Consider the following 21828-nt stretch of genomic DNA (forward strand, 5'->3'; position numbering starts at 1 on the left):
CCACGGGCCCGCGGGCGGCGGACGGCGGGGGGTGTGTCCAGGGGCGCGGGGAACTGCGCAAAGCCCTCACCGCCCCGCGCGCACCCCCCCACCCCCCAGCGAAGCACCAAGCACCCAAGCCACATCCCTCACCACCGCCCCCCGCCATCCCACCCGATCATGCCCATACGCCCCCCGAGAGACCTTGACCCCCGCCCCGGCCCCCCGAACCAACGCCTCCGTCAGCTCACAGTGAGGCAGCATCCGCGTCTCGTGTTCCCCCACATCGAAGGCGATCCGCAGACCGGACAGGTCGGGCCGATCCGCCGCCAGCCGCGCAGCGACGGCACCCCCCACCGGCCCCCCCAACGGATCCGCCGAACCCACCGCCTCGGGCGTCCACCAGAACGACCCCGACTGGCAGGCGACGCGGGACACCAACTCCGGGAACTCCAGCGCCGCGTACACCGCGCTCAGCCCGCCGAGGCTCTGCCCCACGACCACCAGCCGCTCCGGGTCGGCGGGCACGCCGCACTCCGCGACCAGCGGCAGCAGTTCGTCCCGGACGGCCTCCCACAGCGCGGGGTCGCACGCGAACTCGGCCTCCCGGTCCTTGGCCGGCAGGAAGACGAGGGTGACGGGAGGGATGTCACCGGCGGCGACGGCCGAGTCGAACGCGGTCACCGCCGGGTGCAGGTACAGCCAGTCGTCCCCGTCGAGCAGCAGGACCAACGGCCCGCCCCCGCCCGCCGCGTGGACCCGCACGGTACGCCGCCCGCCGAGCCGCTGGCTGGCCCACCGGATCCGGGTGCTCGGCAGCGGCAGGATGTCGTCGGGGCCGACGGAGGGCCAGTGGGGCTGGGCCGGGGCGTCCGGGGTCGCGGCGATGGATCGGTCCCCGCCCGCACCCTCCGGGTTGAGGGGGTCGGCGTACGCCTCGCCGCCCGCCTCGCCGTCCGCGAGGATCTGATAGGTCACCCGCAGCCGCGCGGGCATGCGCACTTCCGCGTACCAGCAGTCCGTGTCGGCCCACCGGCGCAGGGGCACCGGCTCCGACCAGCTCTCGAACACGACACTCGCGGCCGACCCGCGCCACAGGAAGAGCGCCCTCCAGCCGCCGTCACCGTCACCGTCCGCGTCACCCTCACCGTCGGCGCGTACGCACGCGGGAGTACGAGCAGCCGCCGCAGCCTCCCAGAACGCGTCGGTGCCGGGCTCGCCGGGCAGTCCGAACTCGGCGAAGGCACTGTCCGTGTCGGCCGCCAGGCGCATGAACGTCTCCTTGTGAGAGGGAAGGAAGAAAGGCTAAGCTCGCATTAATTTAGGGGAGCCTAACCTAATCCTTCGGTCCGGCCCAAGATACTTCCGTCACGCCCAAGGAGGCACCGACACATGAGCACCAACCCCTTCGACGACCCCGAAGGCCGCTTCCTGGTCCTGGTGAACGACGAGGGGCAGCACTCGCTCTGGCCGTCCTTCGCCGAGGTCCCCGGCGGGTGGACCGTCGCCTTCGAGGAGAACACGCGGGACGCCTGCCTGGCATACATCGAGACCAACTGGACCGACCTGCGCCCGCGTTCCCTCGCGGCCTCCATGGACGGCTGACCTCCCCGGCGCCGCCCCGCGCGCGCCCCGTACGCGTACCACCACGCGTCGCACCACGCGGAGGGACACCGTCGATGCTCTGCACCAGACTGACGAACGCGCGCTTCCTCACCATGGATCCGGACCGTCCCGTCGCCCACGAGCTGGGCATCTGGCGGGGCCGGATCGCGGGCCTGGACGAGGCCGTGACCTCGCTGCCCGCGCGCGAGGTGATCGATCTGCAGGGCGCCACCGTGCTGCCCGGCTTCGTCGACGCCCATGTGCACCTGGCCTGGACCGGGTTCAAGGAGACCACCTTGAGCATCGCGGGCCGCACGCGGATCGACGACGTGCTCGCCGTGGTGGACGCGGCGGCCGCCCGCGAGGGCGCCGCCGGCTCCTGGCTGAGCCTCGTCGGCTACGACCAGCGGGCCCTCGGCCGCCATCTGACCGCCGCCGAACTGGACCGGGTCAGCCACGGCCGCAAGGTGTTCCTGCTGCACGAGTCCGGGCACGGCTGCGTCGTCAACTCCGCCGTACTGGACCTGCTCCCCGCCGGCATCCCGCACGACAACGGCTTTCTGGCCGAGGGTGCGATGGGCGCCGCCCGCGCGCTGCGTCTCCCGTACTCCCAGCGCGAGTTGGCCGAAGCGATCGGGCGCGCCGCCCGGACCTGTCTGGCCGAGGGCGTCACCGCCTGCGCCGAGGCGGGCATCGGCGGCACCCTCTTCGGCCACAGCCCGGTCGAGCTGGGCGCCTACCAACTCGCCCGCGAAGAAGGCCTGTTGCCGCTCCGCGTCCAGCTCATGGTGTCCGCGGACCGGCTCAACCCGGTCGCCGCGCACGCGGCCGACGGCATCCCCAGGGCGCTCGACCTCGGCCTGCGCACCGGGTTCGGCGACGACCGGCTCTCCGTGGGCGCGCTCAAGATCTACACCGACGGCGGCATGATGGCCCGTACCGCCGCGCTGAGCACGCCGTACGAAGGCCTCGACCACGCGGGCCAGTTGCAGGACGACCCGCAGGCGCTCGCCGACACGATCGTGGACGGCCACCTCGCGGGCTGGCAGCTCGCCGTCCACGCGATCGGCGACCGCGCGGCCGACCTCGCCCTGGACGCCCTGGAGCGCGCCCAGCGCCTGCGGCCGCGCCCCGCCGCCCGGCACCGTGTCGAGCACGCCGGACTGATCCGCCCCGACCAGCTCCCGCGCTTCGCACGGCTCGGCGTCAGCGCGGTCGTACAGCCCAACTTCCTGCGGTACTTCGGTGACGACTACGCGGCGATCATGGGTAGGGAAAGGGCGCCCTGGCTCTACCGCGGCCGAGGCTTCCTCGACCACGGCATCCCTCTCGTCGGCAGCTCCGACCGCCCCGTCACGGACGGCTCGCCGCTGCGCGCCATCCAGTTCATGGTCGAGCGCGCCTCCGCGTCGGGCCAGGTCATCGGCCCGGGCGAAGGCATCACCGTCGACGAGGCCCTGCATGCCTACACGGTCGCCGGCGCCCACGCCTGCCACTGGGAGGACACTTTGGGCAGCCTCACCCCGGGCAAGCGCGCCGACCTGGTCGTGCTCGGCGACGACCCCCGCCGCGTCGACACGTCGCGCATCGGCGCCATCGAGGTGGCGGCGACCTACGTCGACGGTCGCGCGACGGGGTAGCGGGCGGTGGCAGTAGGCGTACCTTCCCCCGGCCTCAGGAGCCCGTGAGGATCACGAGCTGCCGGGTGGCCCGCGTCATCGCGACATAGCGGTCGACCGCCCCCTCGATCCCCGTACCGAACGTGTCCGGCTCGACGAGCACGACCAGGTCGAACTCAAGGCCCTTCGACAGCTCCGGGGTCAGACAGCTCACCCGCGGCGGAGCCTGGAACTTCTCGTGGAACGCGGAGTTGCCGATGACGCACGCGACCCCGCCCTCGTGCGCGGCGAGCCAGTCGTCGAGCACCGACTCCAGGTCCATGACCGCCCCGTGCACGACGGGCACGCCGCTGCTGCGGATGGACGTCGGCACGTTCGCGTCGGGGAGCTCGGCCCGGATGACCGGCTCGGCCTCCGCCATGACCTCCTCAGGCGTGCGGTAGTTGATGCTCAGGGAGGCCATCGTGATCCGGTCGATCCCGGCCCGCGCCAGGCGCTCCTCCCACGACTCGGTGAAGCCGTGCCTCGCCTGGGCGCGGTCACCGACGATGGTGAAGCTCCGGGACGGGCAGCGCAGCAGCAGCATCTGCCACTCCGCGTCGGTCAGTTCCTGCGCCTCGTCCACGACGACGTGCACGAACGGGCCCGCGAGCCGGTCCGGGTCCTCGGTGGGCAGCGCACTCTCGTCGATCAGGCTGTCCTGGAGGTCCTTGCCGTGCAGCATCCGCACGGCGCCCTCGCTGTCGTCCCCGGCCGAGGCGGAGTCGGCGGCCGCGAGGATCTGGTCGATGACGGCGGACATGCGCTCGCGCTCGGCGGCGACCGCGATGTCGTGCCGCCGCTTGCGCCGTGCCGCCGCTGGGTCACCGAGCCGCTGCCGCGCCGCGTCCAGGATCGGCAGGTCCGACACGGTCCAGGCCTGGGGGGCGTCCTTGCGCTGCAGCCTCATGACGTCGTCGCGGTCGAGCCAGGGCGCGCACATCCGCAGATACGCGGGGACCGTCCACAGGTCGGAGACGACATCGGCGGCTTCGAGCAGCGGCCACGCGCGGTTGAGGGTCGTGACGAGTTCCCTGTCCTGGCGCAGCGACCGCAGGAACATCTCGGGGGAGACGCCGTCCTCCTCCTCGTCCATGCCCTGCTTGTCCATGAGGATCGTGGCCAGCTCCTCCCAGATCAGCTCGCGCGCCTCGTTGTGCGCGGTCGCCGGACCCGGCGCCCGGAACGCCTCGGCCCAGTCGGCACGGCTCACCCGGACCTCGGCCCAGGGTGTCCTGACCGTGACGGCCTCGGTCGGCGGCTCCTCGTAGAACGCGACGGCCTTCTCGACCGCCTTCACCATGTCCGCCGACGATTTCAGGCGGGCCACCGCCGGGTCGGCCTCGGGGCCCGCGGCGGCGCCCTCGGCGACGAGGTCCCGCAGCGTGCAGGTCTGCACGCCCTCCTCGCCCAGGCTGGGCAGGACGTCGGCGACGTAACCGAGGTAGGGCTCATGCGGGCCGACGAAGAGCACGCTGCCGCGCCGGTTCTTGCCGAGGCGCGGGTCGGAGTAGAGGAGGTACGCGGAGCGGTGCAGGGCGACGACCGTCTTGCCGGTGCCCGGCCCGCCGTCGACGACGAGGGCGCCGCGGGAGCTCGCGCGGATGATGGCGTCCTGGTCGGCCTGGATGGTGCCGAGCACGTCGCGCATCCGGGCCGACCGGGTGCCGCCCAGGCTGGCGATGAAGGCGGACTGGTCGTCGAGCGCGGCGTGGTGTTCGAGGCCGTCGGCGGTGAACACCTCGTCCCAGTAGTCGCTGATCCGGCCGCTGGTCCAGCGGTACCTGCGGCGGCTCGCCAGCCCCATCGGGTTGGCGTGGGTCGCCGCGAAGAACGGCTCGGCCGCGGGCGACCGCCAGTCGACGAGGAGCCGGTTGCCCTCGCTGTCGGTGAGGCCGAGGCGTCCGATGTAGAGAGGCTCCGCGTCGGCGTCGTCCGTGGTGACGACGTGCCCCAGACACAGGTCGAGGCCGAAGCGGCGCAGGGTGCGCAGCCGGCTGCTCAGCCGGTGGATCTCCGAGTCCCGGTCCATCGCCTCCCGGCCGATACCGCCGGGCGCCTTGCGCAGGACGTCGAGACGGCCGGAGAGTTCGCCGATGGCCTGGTCGAGGCTCTCCGCGATGGCGGCGAAGTGTTGTTCGTCGCGGCCGATCAGCGCCGGGTCGGCCTTGGCCGAAAGGTTGGCGGGCAGGTTGAACGCACTGGTGGTCAGGGGGGTCTCCGATATCCGCAGGATCAGGCTTAGGCGAGTGATTGTCCGGGACGACCGGGGCCTTGCCGCAAGCCCCCCTGTGCGCTATAAGTTGAGAGTGGCAAGAGGTGACTACTCCCTCTTGCCTTTTCTTGTTTCCGGACCCGGCCCCTCGGTCTCGGTCCTCGGCCCGGCCCTCGGTGTGTCCGAAGATCCACCCCCGCTGGACTCGCTAGTTAGGTAAGGCTAACCTTATCGCTGTCCCGTTGAGGGGACACGGCAGTGACACGGCTACGAGCCGTCTTCGTTCGTGGAACACCGAGGAAGGTCCAGCCTTGATCACGGCTACGCCGCGCCCTGCCCCGCCGCAGCGCGAGCTCACCGAGGGTATGTCCACCGTACGCGCCGCTCGCGAGGAGGACGCCGCCGCACTCGTCGCCCTGTCCCGCCCCTTCGTACGGTCCGGTGCGCTGCGGGAGCGCCCGCCCTCGCTCTACGCGGCCCACGCTGCCGACTTCCTCGTCATGGACGTACCGGGCAGCCCCCTGGAGGGCTGCGTGGGACTCCGCGTGCACCCGGCCGATCCGGCGGAGGGTCGCAAGGCCACGGGCGTTCTGTACAACTTCTGCGTGGCAGGGCACCGGCAGGGCCGCGGAGTGGGCGCCGGGCTGCTGCGCGCCGTACTGGCCGCGGCGCACGCCAAGTCGCTCAGCGCCCTGTTCACGGCGACGACGGGCGGCGGCGATCTCTTCCTCCGCTACGGATTCGCCCCCGCGGACGCGCGCCTGGCACCCCCGTCCTGGGCACGCTCCCTCGACCCCCGGCGCAACGCGCGGATACTCGCGCGGAGCCTCTGACACGACACGACACGACACGACACGACACGACACGACACGACACGACACGGGCCAGGCCGGGCCGGGCCGGGGCCGCGACGCGGTCAGACGGCGCACTCGGCGAGGTCCGAAGTGCTGTCGGGAACCACGGTCGTGCCGGGGCTGGTCTTCCCCAGGATGCCCCGCAGCACCGCGTGCGGCACCCGCCCGTCGAGAACGTGCGCCTTGCGCACGCCGCCGCGGACGGCCCGCAGGCACCCCTCCATCTTCGGCAGCATCCCGCTTGCCAGCTCCGGCAGCAGCCCGTCCAGCGCATCGGCCGTCAGGCGCTCGATCACCTCGGTGCTGTGCGGCCAGTTCGCGTACAGCCCCTCCACGTCGGTGAGCATCACGAGGCGTTCGGCGTCGAGGGCCACGGCCAGGGCCGACGCCGCGAGATCGGCGTTGACGTTGTAGATCTGACCGTCCTCGCCGCGTGCCACGGGGGAGACGACCGGGATGTGGCCCTGCTCCAGAAGCGTGCGCACCGCACCGGTGTTCACGTCCACGATGTCGCCGACGAGACCGATGTCCACCGCCCGGCCGTCCACCCAGGCGGACCGCCGCACGGCCGTCATCGTGTGCGCGTCCTCGCCCGTCATGCCCACGGCGAAGGGCCCGTGGGCGTTGATGTGGCCGACCAGATCCCGCTGGACCCGGCCGGTCAGCACCATGCGGACCACCTCCATGGTCTCCGGCGTCGTCACCCGCATGCCCGCCGCGAACCGGGTCTCCAGACCGAGCCGGTCGAGCATCGCGTTGATCTGCGGGCCGCCGCCGTGCACGACGACGGGGCGCAGGCCCGCGTGCCACAGGTCCACGACGTCACGCGCGAAGGTCCGCTGCAGCTCGGCGTCGACCATGGCGTGACCGCCGAACTTCACGACGACCACGCTGCCCCGCAGTTCCTCGGAGACTTGTGCGTGCTCCCTGACGACCGTTCGCATGTCTGCCTCTACTCCGTTCACGAGCTGTACGCGCTGTTCTCGTGGACGTACGCCGCAGTGAGGTCGTTCGTCCAGATCGTCGCCGCCGCCCCGCCCGAGCGCAGGTCGACGGTGACCGTCACCTGACGCTCCGACAGGTCCACGCCGTCCCGCGGCTCACCCGCCGCGCCGTCCCGGCACACCCATACGCCGTTGATGGCCACGTCGAGGCGGTCCGGGTCGAAGACGGCGGAGGTGGTGCCGATCGCCGAAAGGACACGGCCCCAGTTCGGGTCCTCGCCGTGCAGGGCGCACTTGAGGAGGTTGTTGCGGGCCACCGACCGGCCGACCGTCACGGCGTCCTGCTCGGACGCGGCGCCGACCACTCGTATCTCGATCTCCTTGGAGGCGCCCTCCGCGTCCGCGACGAGCCGGAGCGCCAGGTCGAGACAGACGCCGTGCACGGCCTCGGCGAACTCGGCCGGGTCCGGCCGCACCCCCGAGGCACCCGACGCGAGCAGCAGCACGGTGTCGTTGGTGGACATGCAGCCGTCGGAGTCCACCCGGTCGAAGGTGGTGCGTACCGCCTCACGGAGCGTGGAGTCGAGCAGCGCGGCGCTCACGTCGGCGTCGGTGGTGAGGACCACCAGCATGGTCGCGAGTCCGGGGGCCAGCATGCCCGCGCCCTTCGCCATGCCGCCCACGGTCCAGCCGGGACCGGCCGCCACCGCCGTCTTGTGCACCGAGTCGGTCGTCTTGATCGCGACCGCGGCGGACTCGCCGCCGTCGTCCGACAGCCGTGCCGCCGCGGACTCGATGCCCGCCGTCACGCGCTCCATGGGCAACCGAACGCCGATGAGGCCGGTCGAACACACCGCGACCCGACCGGGCTCGGTGCCCACGGCCCGCGCCGTGTGCTCGGCCATCGCCCGGGTGTCGTCCTCGCCCGCGGGGCCCGTACAGGCGTTGGCTCCACCGGAGTTGAGGACGACCGCGGTCAGCGTGCCGTCCGCGATCACGCGCCGGGACCAGCGCACGGGTGCGGCCTGGACGCGGTTCGAGGTGAAGACGCCGGCCGCGGCGCTCGAAGGCCCGCGATTCACCACCAGCGCCAGGTCAGGGGCGCCGGACTCCTTGAGCCCGGCGGAGACTCCGCTCGCGAGGAATCCCCGGGCAGCGGTCACGCTCACGGAGCCACTCCGTTCATGGGCAGGCCCATTCCTTCGGGAAGGCCGAGGGCGACGTTCATGCTCTGCACCGCGCCACCCGCGGTGCCCTTGGTCAGGTTGTCGATGGCGCTGACACAGACGACCCGGCGAGCGGCGGTGTCCACCGCCACCTGCAGCTGGGCGGTGTTGGAGCCGAGGACGGCGCCGGTGGAAGGCCAGGAGCCGGGCGGCAGCAGGCGTACGAAGGGCTCGTCGGCGTAGGCGTTCTCGTAGGCGGCGCGCACCTCGTCCTCGGCGGTGTCGGCCGGTATGCCGGGGCGCAGGCGCGCCGAGCAGGTCGCCAGGATGCCGCGGGGCATCGGTGCCAGGGTCGGGGTGAAGGACACGGTCACGTGCTCGCCCGCGACGTGGGACAGGTTCTGCGTCAGCTCCGGGGTGTGCCGGTGGCCGCCGCCGACTCCGTAGGGCGTCATCGAGCCCATCACCTCGGAACCGACCAGGTGGGGCTTGGCCACCCGGCCCGCCCCGGACGTACCGCTGGCGGCGACGACGACGGCTTCCGGCTCCACCAGCCGGGCCAGGAAGGCGGGGAAGAGCGCCAGGGTCACCGCCGTCGGGTAGCAACCCGGCACGGCGACGCGGTCGGCGCCCTTCAACGCATCCCGCGCCCCCGGCAGTTCGGGCAGCCCATAGGGCCAGGTCCCGGCGTGCGGGGAGCCGTAGAACCGCTCCCAGTCGTCCGGGTCCCGCAGCCGGAAGTCCGCCCCGCAGTCCACGACGAGCGTGCTCGCCTCCAACTGGCGCGCCAGCGCCGCGGACTGCCCGTGCGGCAGCGCGAGGAACACCACGTCGTGGCCGCGCAGGGACGCGGCCGACGTCTCCTCCAGGGTCCGGTCCGCGACGGCGGCCAGGTGCGGTTGTACGTCCCCGAGTCGCCGCCCCGCGCTGCTGTGCGCGGTCACCGCGCCGATCTCGACCTCCGGATGCGACACCAGCAGGCGGAGGATCTCCCCGCCGGCATAGCCACTGGCTCCGGCCACCGCGGCCCGTACTGTCATGGTCTCCGTCTCTCGTGGTGTCCGTCTGTCTGGCTGTCCGTCTGGCTGCCCGTGCGCCCCGCGTGTCTCAGGCGTGGTTCGGCTCCCTGTGCAGGAGCAGGCCGCGTAGCAGACCGTCGGTCGTACAGACCATGCCGGTGCGTGCCGCCCAGCGAAGCGCCAACGTGTGCTCCTCGGCGGAGAGGTCGGCCACCGCGTCGGCGACGACGAACGGCTGTATGTCGTTCATGAAGGCGTCGGCCGCGGTCAGCAGGACACCCAGGTGTGCGTACACCCCGCAGATGATCAGCTGGTCGCGGCCTTTCGACCGCAGCAGTCTGCCGAGGTGGCTGCGGAGGAAGGCGTTGTGGCGCACGTTCGACAACAGGTGCTCGCCGGGGCGGGGGGTGAGCGGCGCGACGATGGCGGCGGCGCCCGGCTCGTCCCCTATGCCCGGCCCCCACATGTCGGCGACGAGCCCTCGCTGCCCGGGCTCCTGCTCGGCCGGCTCCGCACTGAAGACCACGGGTATGCCCAGTGTCGCCGCGAGTTCCCGAAGCGTCGCGATGTTGTCGACGAGCTCCACCACCGGGGAACGCCCCGTGGGGAACGCGCCCACGAAGTGGTTCTGCATGTCGTGGACCAACAGCGCGGCACGCACCGGATCGATCCTCCAGGAGACATGCGACCGGGGGAGGGCGGTGCGGTCCGGCATCGGGTAGGAGCCGATGGCGGGTAGGCCCATGGGTGATTTCCCTCCCCTGAAGACGCGCGCACCGCTGGGTCCGAACTGCGAGTTGACCTTAGCTTAGCCTAACCTAAATAGCCCCACGGCTGATTGGGTCGGCCGGTCAGCTGAGCGCTGGTGTGAGACACATCTTGACGCCGGAGCGGGCGAGTTCGCTGGGCCTGTGGATAACCATTGGCGTGCCCCTGACCGGGGTTATCCACAGGGCCAACAGGAATCCTGCGATCCGCGGGAGAGTCGGCGCATGACGAATCACAGCGAAGCAGCCGACCCGCTCGACGAGCCGGTGGTCACCCTGCGCACCCCGGCCGAACTGGCGGACGCCTTGCCGTACTTGCTCGGATTCAAGCCCGAGGAGAGCGTCGTGCTCATCGCCCTGCACGGCGAGCGGGGGCGGTTCGGCGGCCGCGCCCGCCTCGGCATCCCCGAGCGCGCGGGGGACTGGCGCTGCGTCGCGGAGCAGCTGGCCCGGTGCCTGGTGAGCGGATGCGAGAGGAGGGGAGAGCGCCCCGACGGGATCGTCGCCTTCCTCTGTCAGGAGCCCGTCGGCGCGGAGACGGGACAGCAGGTCGTGGCGCGCCTGCGGCCACTGGCGCAAGTGCTGCGCACCGCGTGCGGCCGCCTTGACGTGCCGGTGTTCGAAGTCGTGTGCATCTCGGCGGGCCGCTTCTGGACGTACTGCTGCCCGGACACCCGCTGCTGCCCGCCGGAGGGCACCCCTCTGCTCAGCCCGGGCACCTCGGTCCTGGCGGCCGCCGCGACCTACATGGGCGTCCGGGCGAGCGCCACGCAGAGCGAGATCAGGGGACGGCTGACCCCCTGGAACACCGCGGCGGCGACGGACCAGGAGCGCGCGCTCGACGCGGCAGCACTCGAACTCGTCCCGAGGATGCTGAGCGAGGAGGATCTCGAAGACGACGGAAGCGATCAGGACGTCCACGGAGTCGCCGCCGAGACACTCGACCTGGCCCGCCGGATCATGGCACGGCTGGCCGCCTCTCCCGCGCTGCCCGCCCCCCTCGACGCGGACAACAGGGACGACGAGCTGATCGCCCACGACGAGGCGGCCGCCCTGATCTTCGGCCTCCAGGCCAGGGCGACCCGCGACCGCGCGGCGGAATGGATGGAAGGCGCCGACGGGCCGCCCGCGCTGCGCCTCTGGAGGGCCCTGGCCAGGCGCTGCGTCGGTGCGTACATGGAGCACGCGGCGGCACCGCTGTCCCTCGCGGGCTGGGTCGCCTGGTCCCTCGGAGACCTCGCGGAAGGCCAGGAGGCCCTCGACATGGCGCTGCGCGCCGACGCCGACTACACCTTCGCCCTCCTCCTCAACCGCGCCTGCAACGAGGACTTGGATCCCGAGTCGATCCGCCGCTGCCTGCGGAGGAGGCGGGACGGCCGCGGCAGCGAGGCGGTACCGGGCGCGGTGGCCCCCGAGGCATCGGAAGACGCTTCTCCGCGGCGCCGCCGCCGACGGCCGCACCGCTCGGCGGCGGGCGACGGCCCCCGGACTTCCGGCGGCCCTGGCACAGCCGGCGGTTCACGAGCCCCCGGCGGCCCGGGCCCAGGCCCCCGAACTCGTCGCCACACCACCAGGCGCGGCGCGAGGGACGACCAGTGAGCGCGCGGTTCCGGTGCTGGGCCAGATGGTCGGCTTCCCGCCAAGGGGCGTTACTTGGGGCCGGGTCGACCCGTTCACCTGAGTGGCGGTACCCGCAGGCGGGTCGCGCCGCCGCACCTCCTCCGACCTCCCGTAGCGCAGACAACGCAGAAGAAGCTGCCCATGTCTCTTCCCGCTCCGTCTTCCGTCTTCGACAGAGAGGGGCGCCGGCGAGCCGCGTCGGCCCCCACCTCCTTCTCCCGCGGACCGGCACCGGCACCGGCTCTGCCCCCGGCCCCGGCGCCCCGCGGCCCCGCCGAGCTCCCGCCCGCGCACGCTCTGCTGACCTGCGTCGCCCTGCCCGCCCTCGCGATCTCGACGGACCAGGGGCAACTGACCGGCCGAGGACTGGAGGGCTTCTACCGCGCGGGGCGTCGCACCCTGTCCCGATGCCAGGTGCGGGTGGCGGGACGCGAACCGGTCGCCGTGCAGGCCCGCATGCTGTCCGCGGACAGCGCCCGCTTCGTCGCGACGCTGCGCCTCTCGACGGACGGCGGCCCGGACCCCGAGGTCGTCGTCGAGCGGATCCGCCACGCGGACGGCACGGAGCGCATCACGCTGCACAGCGCCTCCGGGCGCCCCCTGCGGCTGCCCCTCGAAGTCTCACTCGGCACGGACCTCGCCGAGGTCGGCGCGGTCGCCTCGGGCAGAGCCGGACCCGAACTGCCCGCCACCGTGCACGACTCCGGCATGCGCTGGTCCTCCGCCACGGCCCACTGTCTCGTCACGGCCGACCCCGCGCCCGCGGACGCCCTGGCATCCGCGGGCCTGCTGCGCTGGGAGATGAACCTGCCGCCGGGCGCCTCCCGCAGCGTGGAGCTGCGAGTGCGGTCCGACGGCGCCGGGCCGGCCCGGGCCGCGGGCCACGGCGCGTCCCGCTCGGGATCCGGGGCACGGGCCGCCGGCGACGACCCGCGGGTCCAGCCGCTCCTCGCCCGGTCCGTCGAGGACCTGCAGGCGCTGCTGCTGCGCGACCCCCGGCATCCGACCGACCTGTACCCGGCCGCGGGGGCGCCGTGGCGCTGCGGACTCGCCCCGGCCGAGGCGCTGGCCGCCGCCCGCATGGCGCTGCCGCTGGGCACGCGCATCGCCCTCGGGACGCTGCGCACCCTCGCCCGCAGCCAACTCACGGAAGCGGGCCCTCGCTCCGGCATGATCCCCGGGCCGTTGCGGGACGCGGGACCGCACCTGCCGCCCGGCTGCACGGGCACCGAGGCGACCCTGCTCTTCCCGGTGCTCCTCGCGGAGGCGTGGCGCTGGGGGCTCCCCGGGCCGGAGGTCGAGGAACTGCTGCCCGCCGCGGAGCGGTGCCTGCGGTGGCTGCGCACCTCGGTCGGCGACGGCACGTTCCTGTCCGACGCCCGTCCCGGTGGGCTCGCGCGCGGCGAGATCCAGGCCCACGCCCACCGCGCCGCGCTCCTCGGCGCCGACCTGCTCGACGCGCACGGCCGCGCGGACCCCACCGGTCTGCGGCAATGGGCCGCACGACTGCGCTCCGCGTTCCAGGACGAGTTCTGGGTGGAGGACCGGGCCGGCGGCAGACCCGCCGCCGCCCGCCTCGCCGACGGGCGGCCCGTGCCGCACCTCACCGGCGGAGCGGCCCACCTCCTGGACACCGGCCTGCTCGAATCCGGAACCCACGCCCCAGGACTGCTCGACAAGGTCAGGACCGGGCAACTCGCCCGGCTGCTCGGCGGCCCCGCCATGGACTCCGGCTGGGGGCTGCGCAGTCTCGGCGCCAAGGAGGCCGCATACAACCCGTTCGGACACCGGGGCGGCGCCGTCCGCGTGCACGAGACGGCGATCGCCGTCGCGGGGCTGGCCGCGGCGGGATACGAGAAGGAGGCCGACTCGCTGCTGCGCGGCCTGCTCTCCGCGGCCGAGTCCTTCGGCCACCGGCTGCCCGAGATGTACGCGGGGGAGCAGCGCACCGAGGGCGGTGCCCCGCTGCCGCACCCGGCCGCCTGCCGCCCGGCCGCCACCGCCGCGGCCGCGGGGGTGCACGTCCTCGTGGCGCTCGCCGGGATCCGGCCCGACGCGCCCGCCCGCACGGTGAAGCTGAGCCCGGTCCGCAGCGTCCCGCTGGGCGAGCTGGGGCTGAGCGCGCTGAGCGTCGCGGGAGCCCCGTTCTCCGTGCGGGTCACCCGGCTCGGCCTCGCCATGGTCGAGGAGGCGGCCGACGGGCTCCAGTTGGGGGTGTGACCCCGCCGGACCGCGCGCGGCGGCGCGCCGGGGGAACGGCCGACCCGGCCCGGCGCCCCGAACCGTGAAGCAATGGACGAAGGAGGTGTTTATCGTCAGGCAGACGACTATGATCGCGGCATGTCGCCCTACGACCCGTCGGCCTTCCCGCCCTTCGCAGTCACCGTCGACCTGGTCGTGCTGACCGTGCGCCGGCACGCGCTCTGCGCACTGGCCGTGCGGCGCGGTGAGCAGCCGTTCCAGGGACGTTGGGCGCTCCCCGGCGGTTTCGTACGAGCCGACGAGGACCTGTCGGCGGCGGCCGCGCGCGAGCTGATCGAGGAAACGGGCCTGTGCGCCCACGACCCCGACGCCCCCGCCCAGGCCAACGGAGCGCATCTCGAACAGCTCGCCACCTACGGCGACCCCAAGCGCGACCCGCGCATGCGCGTGGTCAGCGTGGCCCACCTCGCGCTCGCGCCGGACCTGCCCGCGCCCAGGGCCGGCGGCGACGCCCACAGCGCCCGCTGGGCCCCGGTCGAGGCCCTGCTCCAGCAGGGGGGCTACGGCCGCGAGGACGAACAGGCGGCGCCGCTCGCCTTCGACCACGCCCAGATCCTCGCGGACGGCGTGGAGCGCGCCCGCTCCAAGATCGAGTACTCCTCGCTGGCCACCGCCTTCTGCCCGCCGGAGTTCACCGTCGGCGAGTTGCGGCGGGTGTACGAGGCGGTCTGGGGCGTCGTCCTCGACCCGCGCAACTTCCACCGCAAGGTCACCGGCACGCCCGGCTTCCTCGTGCCCACCGGCGGGACCACCACCCGGCAGGGCGGCCGCCCCGCCCAGCTCTTCCGCGCGGGCGGCGCGACGCTCCTCAACCCGCCGATGCTGCGCCCCGAAGTCTGACGGCGAAGTCCGACGGCGGTCCGGCAGGGACACAACTGGCCCAAGCCCTGACCGAAAAGCCGTAAATGTCGCGTTATCTTGCTGCAGTACCCACGGGGTTCGTCCGTCCCCGATCCGGCGGACGGGCCCCGGCCGCCGAGCGGTCGCACATCCTGCGAGAGAAGCGATGATCCAGGCCATCGGACTGACCAGCAATCCCCGCCAGGAGCTCCCGCCCGCCGTGGACGACGTGTCCTTCGAGGCGCGCACCGGCCACGTAACGGCGCTGCTCGACGCCGATACCGCCGACGCGACCACGGTGCTGCGGCTGATGCTCGAACTCCAACAGGGCCGTGGAATCACCTACTTCAGAGGCCGCCCACTGCACCGCATCGCCCGGCCCTCTCGTGAGGTGGGCGTCCTTCTCGGCGAGGTCCCCGGGCACCCCGCGCGCTCGGTCCGCGGCCATCTGCGCATGCTCTGCGCGGCCGTGGGCGTGCCCGCCGGGCGCGCCGACGACGTCCTGGAGGCCGTCGGGCTCGTCAGCCTCAGGGAGGAGCGCCTCGGCACCCTCTCGCGCGGCATGGACCGCCGCCTGGGGCTCGCGTGCGCGCTGCTCGCCGACCCGCACGCGCTCGTCCTCGACGGGCCGGGTGAGGGCCTCTCGGCCCGCGAGAGCGCGTGGCTGCACGGAATCCTGCGGGCCCACGCCGACCAGGGCGGCACGGTCCTGTTCACCACGAACGACTCCAAGGAGGCCGCTCGGACCGCCGACCGCGTCGTCACTCTGGAGTCGGGACGGCTGGTCGCCGACCAGGAGGCCGCGGACTTCGCCCGGACCAGGCTCCGCCCCCGCGTCGCCGTCCGGAGCCCGCACGCCGCCCGCCTCGGCGCCCTGCTCGCCAAAGAGGCACGCGCGGACCGGCGCTCGATCGAGGTGGTCACGGAGGACGGCAACAGGCTCTCCGTGTACGGAAGCAACTGCGCCGACGTGGGAGAGACCGCGTACCGGCACGGCATCCTCGTCCACCAACTCGCCGACGAGATCGGCGACACGGGCCCCTCGAATCAGCCGCAGCCGCAGCCGCAGCCGCAATCGCCGCAGCAGTCGGTGTCTGTGGAGCCACCTCGTACTGCGATCACGATCACTGCCGCCAGGGACCCGCAAGAAGCGCCTCCGCTTCCGCTTCCGCTTGAAGGCGACGACACCGTCCCGCTCGACACCGCGGCCACGTGCCCCGACACCCTCTCCGAAGCCGCGCAGGGCCCGCAGGCCCCACACGCCCCGCGAGGCGCGTTGTCCTCCCTGCCGCCCCCCATCACCGTCCGCCCCAGCCGAAGCCCCCTCAACCCCCTGCGCTACGAAGTGCGTCGTCTGCTGGGCGTCGGCGCGGGCTACTTCACCCTGGCCGCCGTCCTCGCCTGCTCCGCCCTGCTCTGCGTCTTCCTGGCGCGGAGCGGGCACACGCCGCAGCCACGCCTCCTCGCGGCCTGGCCGCACGAACTTCCCCTGCCGCCCGCGGCCCTTGGCGCCGGGCTGCTGGGAGCCCTCGCCTTCGGCGACGAGTTCCGCCACCCCGCGCTCGCCGCGGACCGGGGCACCGTCCCGCGCCGCCTCGGGATGCTCGGCGCCAAACTGCTCGTCGCGGCCGCCACCGCACTGCTGCTGAGCATCGTCGCGGTGGCCTCCGACGCCGCGCTGCTCCACCTTGTATACGGAGACGAGCTCACAAAGGTTCCCGCCGACTGGCTTTCGCTGAGCGTGAGTTGGGTGGCCCTGGTGACGGGCTGCGCCTGGGCCGGGGTGCTTGCCGCGGGTGTCTTCCGGTCCACGGCGGCGGGCCTCGCCGCGGTGCTCGCGGTGCCGATCGTCGTCGTACCCCTCGTACAGAAGGCCGTCGAGGGACCGTCTGTGCGATCCGCGGCCGGACTTCCCGCGCGACTCAGGGACCTCGCTCTGGTGCAGTGGCCGTTCGGTGCCGAGCGGTATCTGGCGGCGGGAGTGCGCATGATCGCCCAACCCGTGGGCGGCGCGCTGATGTTGTCGCTCACCGCTCTGCTCTGCACTTATCTGCTCACGGCGACGCGCGCGAGGGCCCGCTGAGGGTCGTCCGCGGCCTTCCGGAGAGACGCTGTGCGCAACTCCCCGAAGGGCGTCCGTTTCTTTCCGATAAGGCGTCAATTGCGGCGGGGTAAGCGATCACCCTTTCGTGTGCTTTTCACCAAAGACCTCAAGGGAGTTGGAGACAGCGCCGACAACTGATCCGTGAGTACCCTTGCGCACACCATGATGACCACCGCCCGCTCCGCCGACTCCGGCCTCGCAGGACCGGGCGACCTCGACCGATACCCGTACGCGGAGCCCGCCGGTGGCGACCGCGTCGTCGCCCCCGTGTGGGACGGCCCCGACCAGGATCTGGGGCGCATGGGCCGGCGCGCCGCCGGAAGTCGCGGCCGCGGGCTGCACGGTCAACTCGTCCAGCAGCTGGGCCAGATGATCGTCTCCGGCGACCTCGGAGCCGACCGCCCCCTCGTTCCCGAGGAGATCGGCCAGCGCTTCGAGGTCTCCCGCACCGTCGTCCGCGAGTCCCTCCGTGTACTTGAGGCCAAGGGCCTCGTCAGCGCCCGGCCCAACGTCGGCACGCGCGTGCGCCCCGTCAGCGACTGGAACCTGCTCGATCCCGACATCATCGAGTGGCGGGCCTTCGGCCCCCAGCGCGACGACCAGCGGCGCGAGCTCGGCGAGCTGCGCTGGATGATCGAGCCCCTCGCCGCCCGCCTCGCCGCGGGGCACGGCCGCGAGGAGGTGCAGCAGCGCCTCTCCGACATGGTCGAGATCATGGGGCACGCGCTGGGCCAGGGTGACGTGATCACCTTCTCCCGCGCCGACGCGGAGTTTCACTCGCTGCTCATCCAGGTCGCGGGCAACCGCATGCTGGAGCACCTGTCCGGCATCGTCTCGGCCGCCCTGCAGGTCTCGGGCGGGCCGACCACCGGCTGCGACCGTCCCACCGAGGCCTCCCTCGTGCACCACTCCCGCGTCGTCGAGGGCCTCGCGGCGGGCGACGGAGCCGGCGCCGAGGCCGCCATGCGGCAGCTGCTCGTCGTCCACCCCGAGATGGAGCGCGTCGTGCCCGCCCCGCGCGAGCACTGACCGCGCGGCCGCCCCCGGCGCCGCTGTCGTGCGCGTGCCCCGCGGCGGCGCCGAGCCGTCGCGTACGCCACTCCGCGACCGTCGACGACTCCCGCCGCCGCTGCCCCGTGTCGCCGGACCCCCACGGGCTCCTCAGGAGCTCGACGGAGTCCGGCGACACGAATGTGGGGGGTTTCTTCGCGGGGCATCCGGGGATCATTCGTGCATGCGTATAGGTGGCTTCTGACCGTGTATGGATGCTTTTGTGCGCTTACGTGGTGTGACTCGGGCCACGTAGATTGGGCGTAACGCTCCAAGGAACAGCGCGATGACCTAAGAGGTGATAGCCGAGGAGGGAATACAGACGTCGTCCGCGACGCTGTGCAGCTCCCCGGCCCCCGCCCGCGCCGTCGGCACAATCCCCAGCCGCCGGTCGTCGGCTCCGGTCCACAATGGACGGGGCCGGAAGCCGTTTTCCAACGTTCCGAGAGGTTGTTCGTGTCGGCCAGCACATCCCGTACGCTCCCGCCGGAGATCGCCGAATCCGTCTCTGTCATGGCGCTCATCGAGCGGGGAAAGGCTGATGGGCAGATCGCCGGCGATGACGTGCGTCGTGCCTTCGAAGCTGACCAGATCCCGGCCACCCAGTGGAAGAACGTTCTGCGCAGCCTCAACCAGATCCTCGAGGAAGAGGGTGTGACGCTGATGGTCAGTGCCGCGGAGCCCAAGCGCCCCCGCAAGAGCGTCGCAGCGAAGAGCCCGGCCAAGCGCACCGCGACCAGGACGGTCGCCGCCAAGGCCGCCACGGCGAAGCCCACCGCCACCGCCGCCACTGAGGCACCGACCGCGGACGGTGCCTCCGAGGACGCGCCCGCGAAGAAGGTCGCAGCCAAGAAGACGACGGCGAAGAAGGCCGTCGCCAAGAAGACCACCGCCAAGAAGACGGCGGCCAAGAAGACCACCTCCAAGAAGGACGCCGACGAGCTCCTGGACGACGAGGTCACCGAGGAGGCACCCGCCGCCGGCAAGCCCGGCGAGGGCGAGCCCGCCGAGGAGGGCGCCCAGGGCTTCGTGCTGTCCGACGAGGACGAGGACGACGCGCCGGCCCAGCAGGTCGCCGCGGCCGGCGCCACCGCCGACCCCGTCAAGGACTACCTGAAGCAGATCGGCAAGGTCCCGCTGCTCAACGCCGAGCAGGAGGTCGAGCTCGCCAAGCGCATCGAGGCCGGCCTGTTCGCCGAGGACAAGCTGGCCAACGCCGACAAGCTCGCCCCGAAGCTCAAGCGCGAGCTGGAGATCATCGCCGAGGACGGCCGCCGCGCCAAGAACCACCTCCTGGAGGCCAACCTCCGCCTGGTGGTCTCCCTGGCCAAGCGCTACACCGGCCGCGGCATGCTCTTCCTGGACCTCATCCAGGAGGGCAACCTCGGTCTGATCCGCGCGGTCGAGAAGTTCGACTACACCAAGGGCTACAAGTTCTCCACGTACGCCACCTGGTGGATCCGTCAGGCGATCACCCGCGCCATGGCCGACCAGGCCCGCACCATCCGTATCCCGGTGCACATGGTCGAGGTCATCAACAAGCTGGCCCGTGTCCAGCGCCAGATGCTCCAGGACCTGGGCCGTGAGCCCACTCCGGAGGAGCTGGCCAAGGAACTCGACATGACCCCGGAGAAGGTCATCGAGGTCCAGAAGTACGGCCGTGAGCCGATCTCCCTCCACACCCCTCTGGGTGAGGACGGCGACAGCGAGTTCGGTGACCTCATCGAGGACTCCGAAGCGGTCGTGCCGGCCGACGCGGTCAGCTTCACGCTCCTCCAGGAGCAGCTGCACTCCGTCCTGGACACCCTCTCCGAGCGCGAGGCGGGCGTGGTCTCCATGCGCTTCGGCCTCACGGACGGCCAGCCCAAGACCCTCGACGAGATCGGCAAGGTCTACGGAGTGACGCGTGAGCGCATCCGTCAGATCGAGTCGAAGACGATGTCGAAGCTGCGCCACCCGTCGCGTTCGCAGGTCCTGCGCGACTACCTCGACTAGGCACGCCGGCCGCCTCGGCGGTTGCCGAAGCACGACGAAAGGCCCGGAGCCCGCAGTACGCGGCTCCGGGCCTTTCGCGCGCGTGCGCGGGGTGCGGGTGCGGGGTGGGTGATACTGCATGACTCTGGGGTACTAACTGGCAACCCAGAGTGAGGAGATCGCATGCGTCGTCCCTTCGCCCGAGCGTGGACCGGGGCGCTGGTCGCGGCGGCCACCGCCGCCGCCCTGCCACTGGCTGCACCGGCGCCCGCGGTGGCCGACAGCGTGATCGTCGGGGGCACACCGGTGGAGGTGTCCGAGAGTCCGTGGGTGGTGGCGATCGCCAGTCGTGCCCGGTTCGGCGGTGACCGCTCCGGGCAGTTCTGCGGGGGTGTGGTCACCGGGCGCTCGACCGTCCTGACGGCGGCCCACTGCATGACCAAGGAGGTCCTGGGGGTGCCGCTGGGCCAAGTGTCGGACCTGAGGGTCATCGTCGGCCGCGGAGACCTGGGGACGTCGGAGGGCGAGGAGGTCCGGGTGAGCAAGGTCTGGGTCAACCCGGAGTACGACGGCTACACGAACTCCGGAGACGTCGCGGCACTGACCCTGGCCGAGCCGCTTCCCGAGACGCACACGATCCGCATGGCGGGCCCGGGTGATTCCGCGTACGAGCCGGGGACGGGCGCCGCCGTCTACGGCTGGGGGGACACCACGGGCAGCGGCGACTACGCCCGCACGCTGCACGCGGCACGGGTGGAGGTCCTGGCCGACGCGGTGTGCGAGAAGGCGTATCCGGGCAGTTCCGACGGGCGCTTCGTGGCCCGCAGCATGCTCTGTGCCGGTGAGACGGGTGGTGGGCGGGACGCCTGCCAGGGGGACAGTGGCGGGCCGCTGGTCGCGCGTGGGCGGCTCATCGGGCTCGTGTCCTGGGGGAGCGGCTGTGGGCGCCCCGGCAGGCCGGGCGTCTATACGCGGATCTCCGAGGTCGTCGAGGCGGTGAACGCCCGGGGCTGAGGCATCCGGCGGTCTCCGGGCCGGAGGGTCGGACCCAGAGGGCGCCCAGGAGGGCCGGGAAGGGGCCTGAGAGGCCCTGTGACGCGAGCGGGCGGCCGCTCCTGCTTTGTCGGCAGGAACGGCCGCCCGTTCACCGGCCTGGTGTGCCGGAGCTGGCTCGTCGTGGATGCGAGGTGTCAGCGTTCCTCTTCGGTGCTGCTGTCGGGAACGGCGGTCAGTCGCTCCGTCTCATCCTGTATCTCAGCGGCGATCTTCTTGAGTTCCGGCTCGAACTTACGTCCGTGGTGGGCGCAGAAGAGCAGTTCACCGCCGCTCAACAGGACGACGCGCAGGTATGCCTGGGCGCCGCAGCGGTCGCAGCGATCAGCGGCCGTCAGGGGGCTCGCGGGGGTCAGAACAGTAGTCACGTCGCCTCTTCTCTAGCTCGACGAGCTGTCGTACCAGGGTCAACATCCAACCAGGCCGAAAACGTTCCCGCTCGTGGCTTTTCCCTCGAAGTTTCTTTCCGAGGAGGTTGTCGTTGCCGGTTGGCGGCGAATGTGCCGTATTGCGTCTCTTACGTGTCTTACGGTTTCGCGCTGTCTGTCAGGTCAGATCCTCCCCGGCTGGCTTGCCGGTTGTTCATGAGGACGTGCCCGGAGCCTAAATGGTTCATGCCTCGAAGGGAACGTGACGTGCGCTTCACTCCATCGAGGGATCGAACATGCATGCGAGTCTGGACTAGTCTGAGTTGAGACGAGGGTGGCGTTACAACGGC

The 21828-nt window shown here is 72.4% G+C and carries 17 protein-coding genes; 10 read left to right on the forward strand and 7 right to left on the reverse strand.

The window, feature by feature from the left end:
* Window positions 1–66 precede the first annotated feature (66 nt).
* Window positions 67–1251: an alpha/beta hydrolase-fold protein gene (locus tag AB0H82_RS15195; protein ID WP_362992674.1), complete on the reverse strand. Its 1185-nt coding sequence runs from the start codon at window positions 1249–1251 to the stop codon at window positions 67–69.
* Window positions 1252–1371: 120 nt separating this feature from the next.
* Between AB0H82_RS15195 and AB0H82_RS15200 the strand changes: the two genes are divergently transcribed.
* The gene (locus AB0H82_RS15200) at window positions 1372–1584 is read left to right on the forward strand and encodes an MbtH family protein (RefSeq protein WP_362992676.1); all 213 of its coding nucleotides are present in this window, start codon (window positions 1372–1374) and stop codon (window positions 1582–1584) included.
* Window positions 1585–1658: 74 nt separating this feature from the next.
* A complete protein-coding gene (locus AB0H82_RS15205) occupies window positions 1659–3224 on the forward strand; it encodes an amidohydrolase (RefSeq protein ID WP_362992678.1) in 1566 nt (521 codons plus the stop codon).
* A 34-nt stretch (window positions 3225–3258) separates the two neighbouring features.
* Here AB0H82_RS15205 and helR read toward each other — a convergent pair whose 3' ends face one another.
* Window positions 3259–5469 (reverse strand): RNA polymerase recycling motor ATPase HelR, encoded by a 2211-nt coding sequence (helR, locus tag AB0H82_RS15210; protein WP_362992803.1) that lies wholly within the window; start codon window positions 5467–5469, stop codon window positions 3259–3261.
* 353 nt (window positions 5470–5822) lie between these two features.
* On the opposite strand from helR, the gene AB0H82_RS15215 reads away from it, so the two are divergent.
* Window positions 5823–6290 carry a GNAT family N-acetyltransferase gene (locus tag AB0H82_RS15215; RefSeq protein ID WP_362992680.1) on the forward strand — a complete coding sequence of 156 codons (468 nt, stop codon included), beginning with the start codon at window positions 5823–5825 and terminating at the stop codon, window positions 6288–6290.
* Between the two features lie 83 nt (window positions 6291–6373).
* Here the strand turns inward: AB0H82_RS15215 and argB are convergent, their stop codons facing one another.
* The 4 genes from argB to AB0H82_RS15235 form a co-directional block, all read right to left on the reverse strand.
* Window positions 6374–7255: an acetylglutamate kinase gene (gene argB, locus AB0H82_RS15220; protein WP_362992682.1), complete on the reverse strand. Its 882-nt coding sequence runs from the start codon at window positions 7253–7255 to the stop codon at window positions 6374–6376.
* A gap of 17 nt (window positions 7256–7272) precedes the next feature.
* Window positions 7273–8424 (reverse strand): bifunctional glutamate N-acetyltransferase/amino-acid acetyltransferase ArgJ, encoded by a 1152-nt coding sequence (argJ, locus tag AB0H82_RS15225; RefSeq protein ID WP_362992684.1) that lies wholly within the window; start codon window positions 8422–8424, stop codon window positions 7273–7275.
* The gene (gene argC, locus AB0H82_RS15230) at window positions 8421–9461 is read right to left on the reverse strand and encodes an N-acetyl-gamma-glutamyl-phosphate reductase (RefSeq protein ID WP_362992686.1); all 1041 of its coding nucleotides are present in this window, start codon (window positions 9459–9461) and stop codon (window positions 8421–8423) included. Before argC ends, argJ begins: the two co-directional genes overlap by 4 nt.
* A gap of 67 nt (window positions 9462–9528) precedes the next feature.
* Window positions 9529–10185 carry an isochorismatase family protein gene (locus tag AB0H82_RS15235; RefSeq protein WP_362992688.1) on the reverse strand — a complete coding sequence of 219 codons (657 nt, stop codon included), beginning with the start codon at window positions 10183–10185 and terminating at the stop codon, window positions 9529–9531.
* 247 nt (window positions 10186–10432) lie between these two features.
* Here AB0H82_RS15235 and AB0H82_RS15240 point away from each other — a divergent pair, with 247 nt between their 5' ends.
* The 7 genes from AB0H82_RS15240 (at window position 10433) to AB0H82_RS15270 (ending at window position 21071) form a co-directional block, all read left to right on the forward strand.
* The gene (locus AB0H82_RS15240; protein ID WP_362992690.1) at window positions 10433–11806 is read left to right on the forward strand and encodes a DUF4192 domain-containing protein; all 1374 of its coding nucleotides are present in this window, start codon (window positions 10433–10435) and stop codon (window positions 11804–11806) included.
* A gap of 162 nt (window positions 11807–11968) precedes the next feature.
* Window positions 11969–14047, forward strand: coding sequence for a glycogen debranching N-terminal domain-containing protein (locus AB0H82_RS15245; protein ID WP_362992692.1), 2079 nt, complete (start codon window positions 11969–11971; stop codon window positions 14045–14047).
* A 120-nt stretch (window positions 14048–14167) separates the two neighbouring features.
* Entirely contained in the window at window positions 14168–14929 is a 762-nt protein-coding gene (locus AB0H82_RS15250) for an NUDIX hydrolase (protein ID WP_362992694.1), read from the forward strand.
* 166 nt (window positions 14930–15095) lie between these two features.
* Window positions 15096–17012 (forward strand): ATP-binding cassette domain-containing protein, encoded by a 1917-nt coding sequence (locus AB0H82_RS15255; protein ID WP_362992696.1) that lies wholly within the window; start codon window positions 15096–15098, stop codon window positions 17010–17012.
* 162 nt (window positions 17013–17174) lie between these two features.
* Entirely contained in the window at window positions 17175–18062 is an 888-nt protein-coding gene (locus AB0H82_RS15260; RefSeq protein WP_362992698.1) for an FCD domain-containing protein, read from the forward strand.
* Window positions 18063–18533: 471 nt separating this feature from the next.
* Complete coding sequence (locus AB0H82_RS15265; RefSeq protein WP_362992700.1) at window positions 18534–20078, forward strand: RNA polymerase sigma factor; 1545 nt, start codon at window positions 18534–18536, stop codon at window positions 20076–20078.
* 162 nt (window positions 20079–20240) lie between these two features.
* Window positions 20241–21071: a serine protease gene (locus AB0H82_RS15270; RefSeq protein WP_362992702.1), complete on the forward strand. Its 831-nt coding sequence runs from the start codon at window positions 20241–20243 to the stop codon at window positions 21069–21071.
* A gap of 176 nt (window positions 21072–21247) precedes the next feature.
* Here the strand turns inward: AB0H82_RS15270 and AB0H82_RS15275 are convergent, their stop codons facing one another.
* The gene (locus tag AB0H82_RS15275) at window positions 21248–21478 is read right to left on the reverse strand and encodes a hypothetical protein (RefSeq protein ID WP_362992703.1); all 231 of its coding nucleotides are present in this window, start codon (window positions 21476–21478) and stop codon (window positions 21248–21250) included.
* Between the last annotated feature and the right edge of the window lie 350 nt (window positions 21479–21828).

This window comes from Streptomyces sp. NPDC050732 (assembly GCF_040654255.1).
Taxonomy (GTDB): Bacteria; Actinomycetota; Actinomycetes; order Streptomycetales; family Streptomycetaceae; genus Streptomyces.

What these genes read in the sequence shown, in the direction of transcription:
- AB0H82_RS15195 (WP_362992674.1), bottom strand. Translation starts at nt 1,251, where the DNA reads ATGCGCCTGGCGGCCGACACGGACAGTGCCTTCGCCGAGTTCGGACTG.
- AB0H82_RS15200 (WP_362992676.1), top strand. Translation starts at nt 1,372, where the DNA reads ATGAGCACCAACCCCTTCGACGACCCCGAAGGCCGCTTCCTGGTCCTG.
- AB0H82_RS15205 (WP_362992678.1), top strand. Translation starts at nt 1,659, where the DNA reads ATGCTCTGCACCAGACTGACGAACGCGCGCTTCCTCACCATGGATCCG.
- AB0H82_RS15215 (WP_362992680.1), top strand. Translation starts at nt 5,823, where the DNA reads ATGTCCACCGTACGCGCCGCTCGCGAGGAGGACGCCGCCGCACTCGTC.
- argB (WP_362992682.1), bottom strand. Translation starts at nt 7,255, where the DNA reads ATGCGAACGGTCGTCAGGGAGCACGCACAAGTCTCCGAGGAACTGCGG.
- argC (WP_362992686.1), bottom strand. Translation starts at nt 9,461, where the DNA reads ATGACAGTACGGGCCGCGGTGGCCGGAGCCAGTGGCTATGCCGGCGGG.
- AB0H82_RS15235 (WP_362992688.1), bottom strand. Translation starts at nt 10,185, where the DNA reads ATGGGCCTACCCGCCATCGGCTCCTACCCGATGCCGGACCGCACCGCC.
- AB0H82_RS15240 (WP_362992690.1), top strand. Translation starts at nt 10,433, where the DNA reads ATGACGAATCACAGCGAAGCAGCCGACCCGCTCGACGAGCCGGTGGTC.
- AB0H82_RS15245 (WP_362992692.1), top strand. Translation starts at nt 11,969, where the DNA reads ATGTCTCTTCCCGCTCCGTCTTCCGTCTTCGACAGAGAGGGGCGCCGG.
- AB0H82_RS15250 (WP_362992694.1), top strand. Translation starts at nt 14,168, where the DNA reads ATGTCGCCCTACGACCCGTCGGCCTTCCCGCCCTTCGCAGTCACCGTC.
- AB0H82_RS15255 (WP_362992696.1), top strand. Translation starts at nt 15,096, where the DNA reads ATGATCCAGGCCATCGGACTGACCAGCAATCCCCGCCAGGAGCTCCCG.
- AB0H82_RS15270 (WP_362992702.1), top strand. Translation starts at nt 20,241, where the DNA reads ATGCGTCGTCCCTTCGCCCGAGCGTGGACCGGGGCGCTGGTCGCGGCG.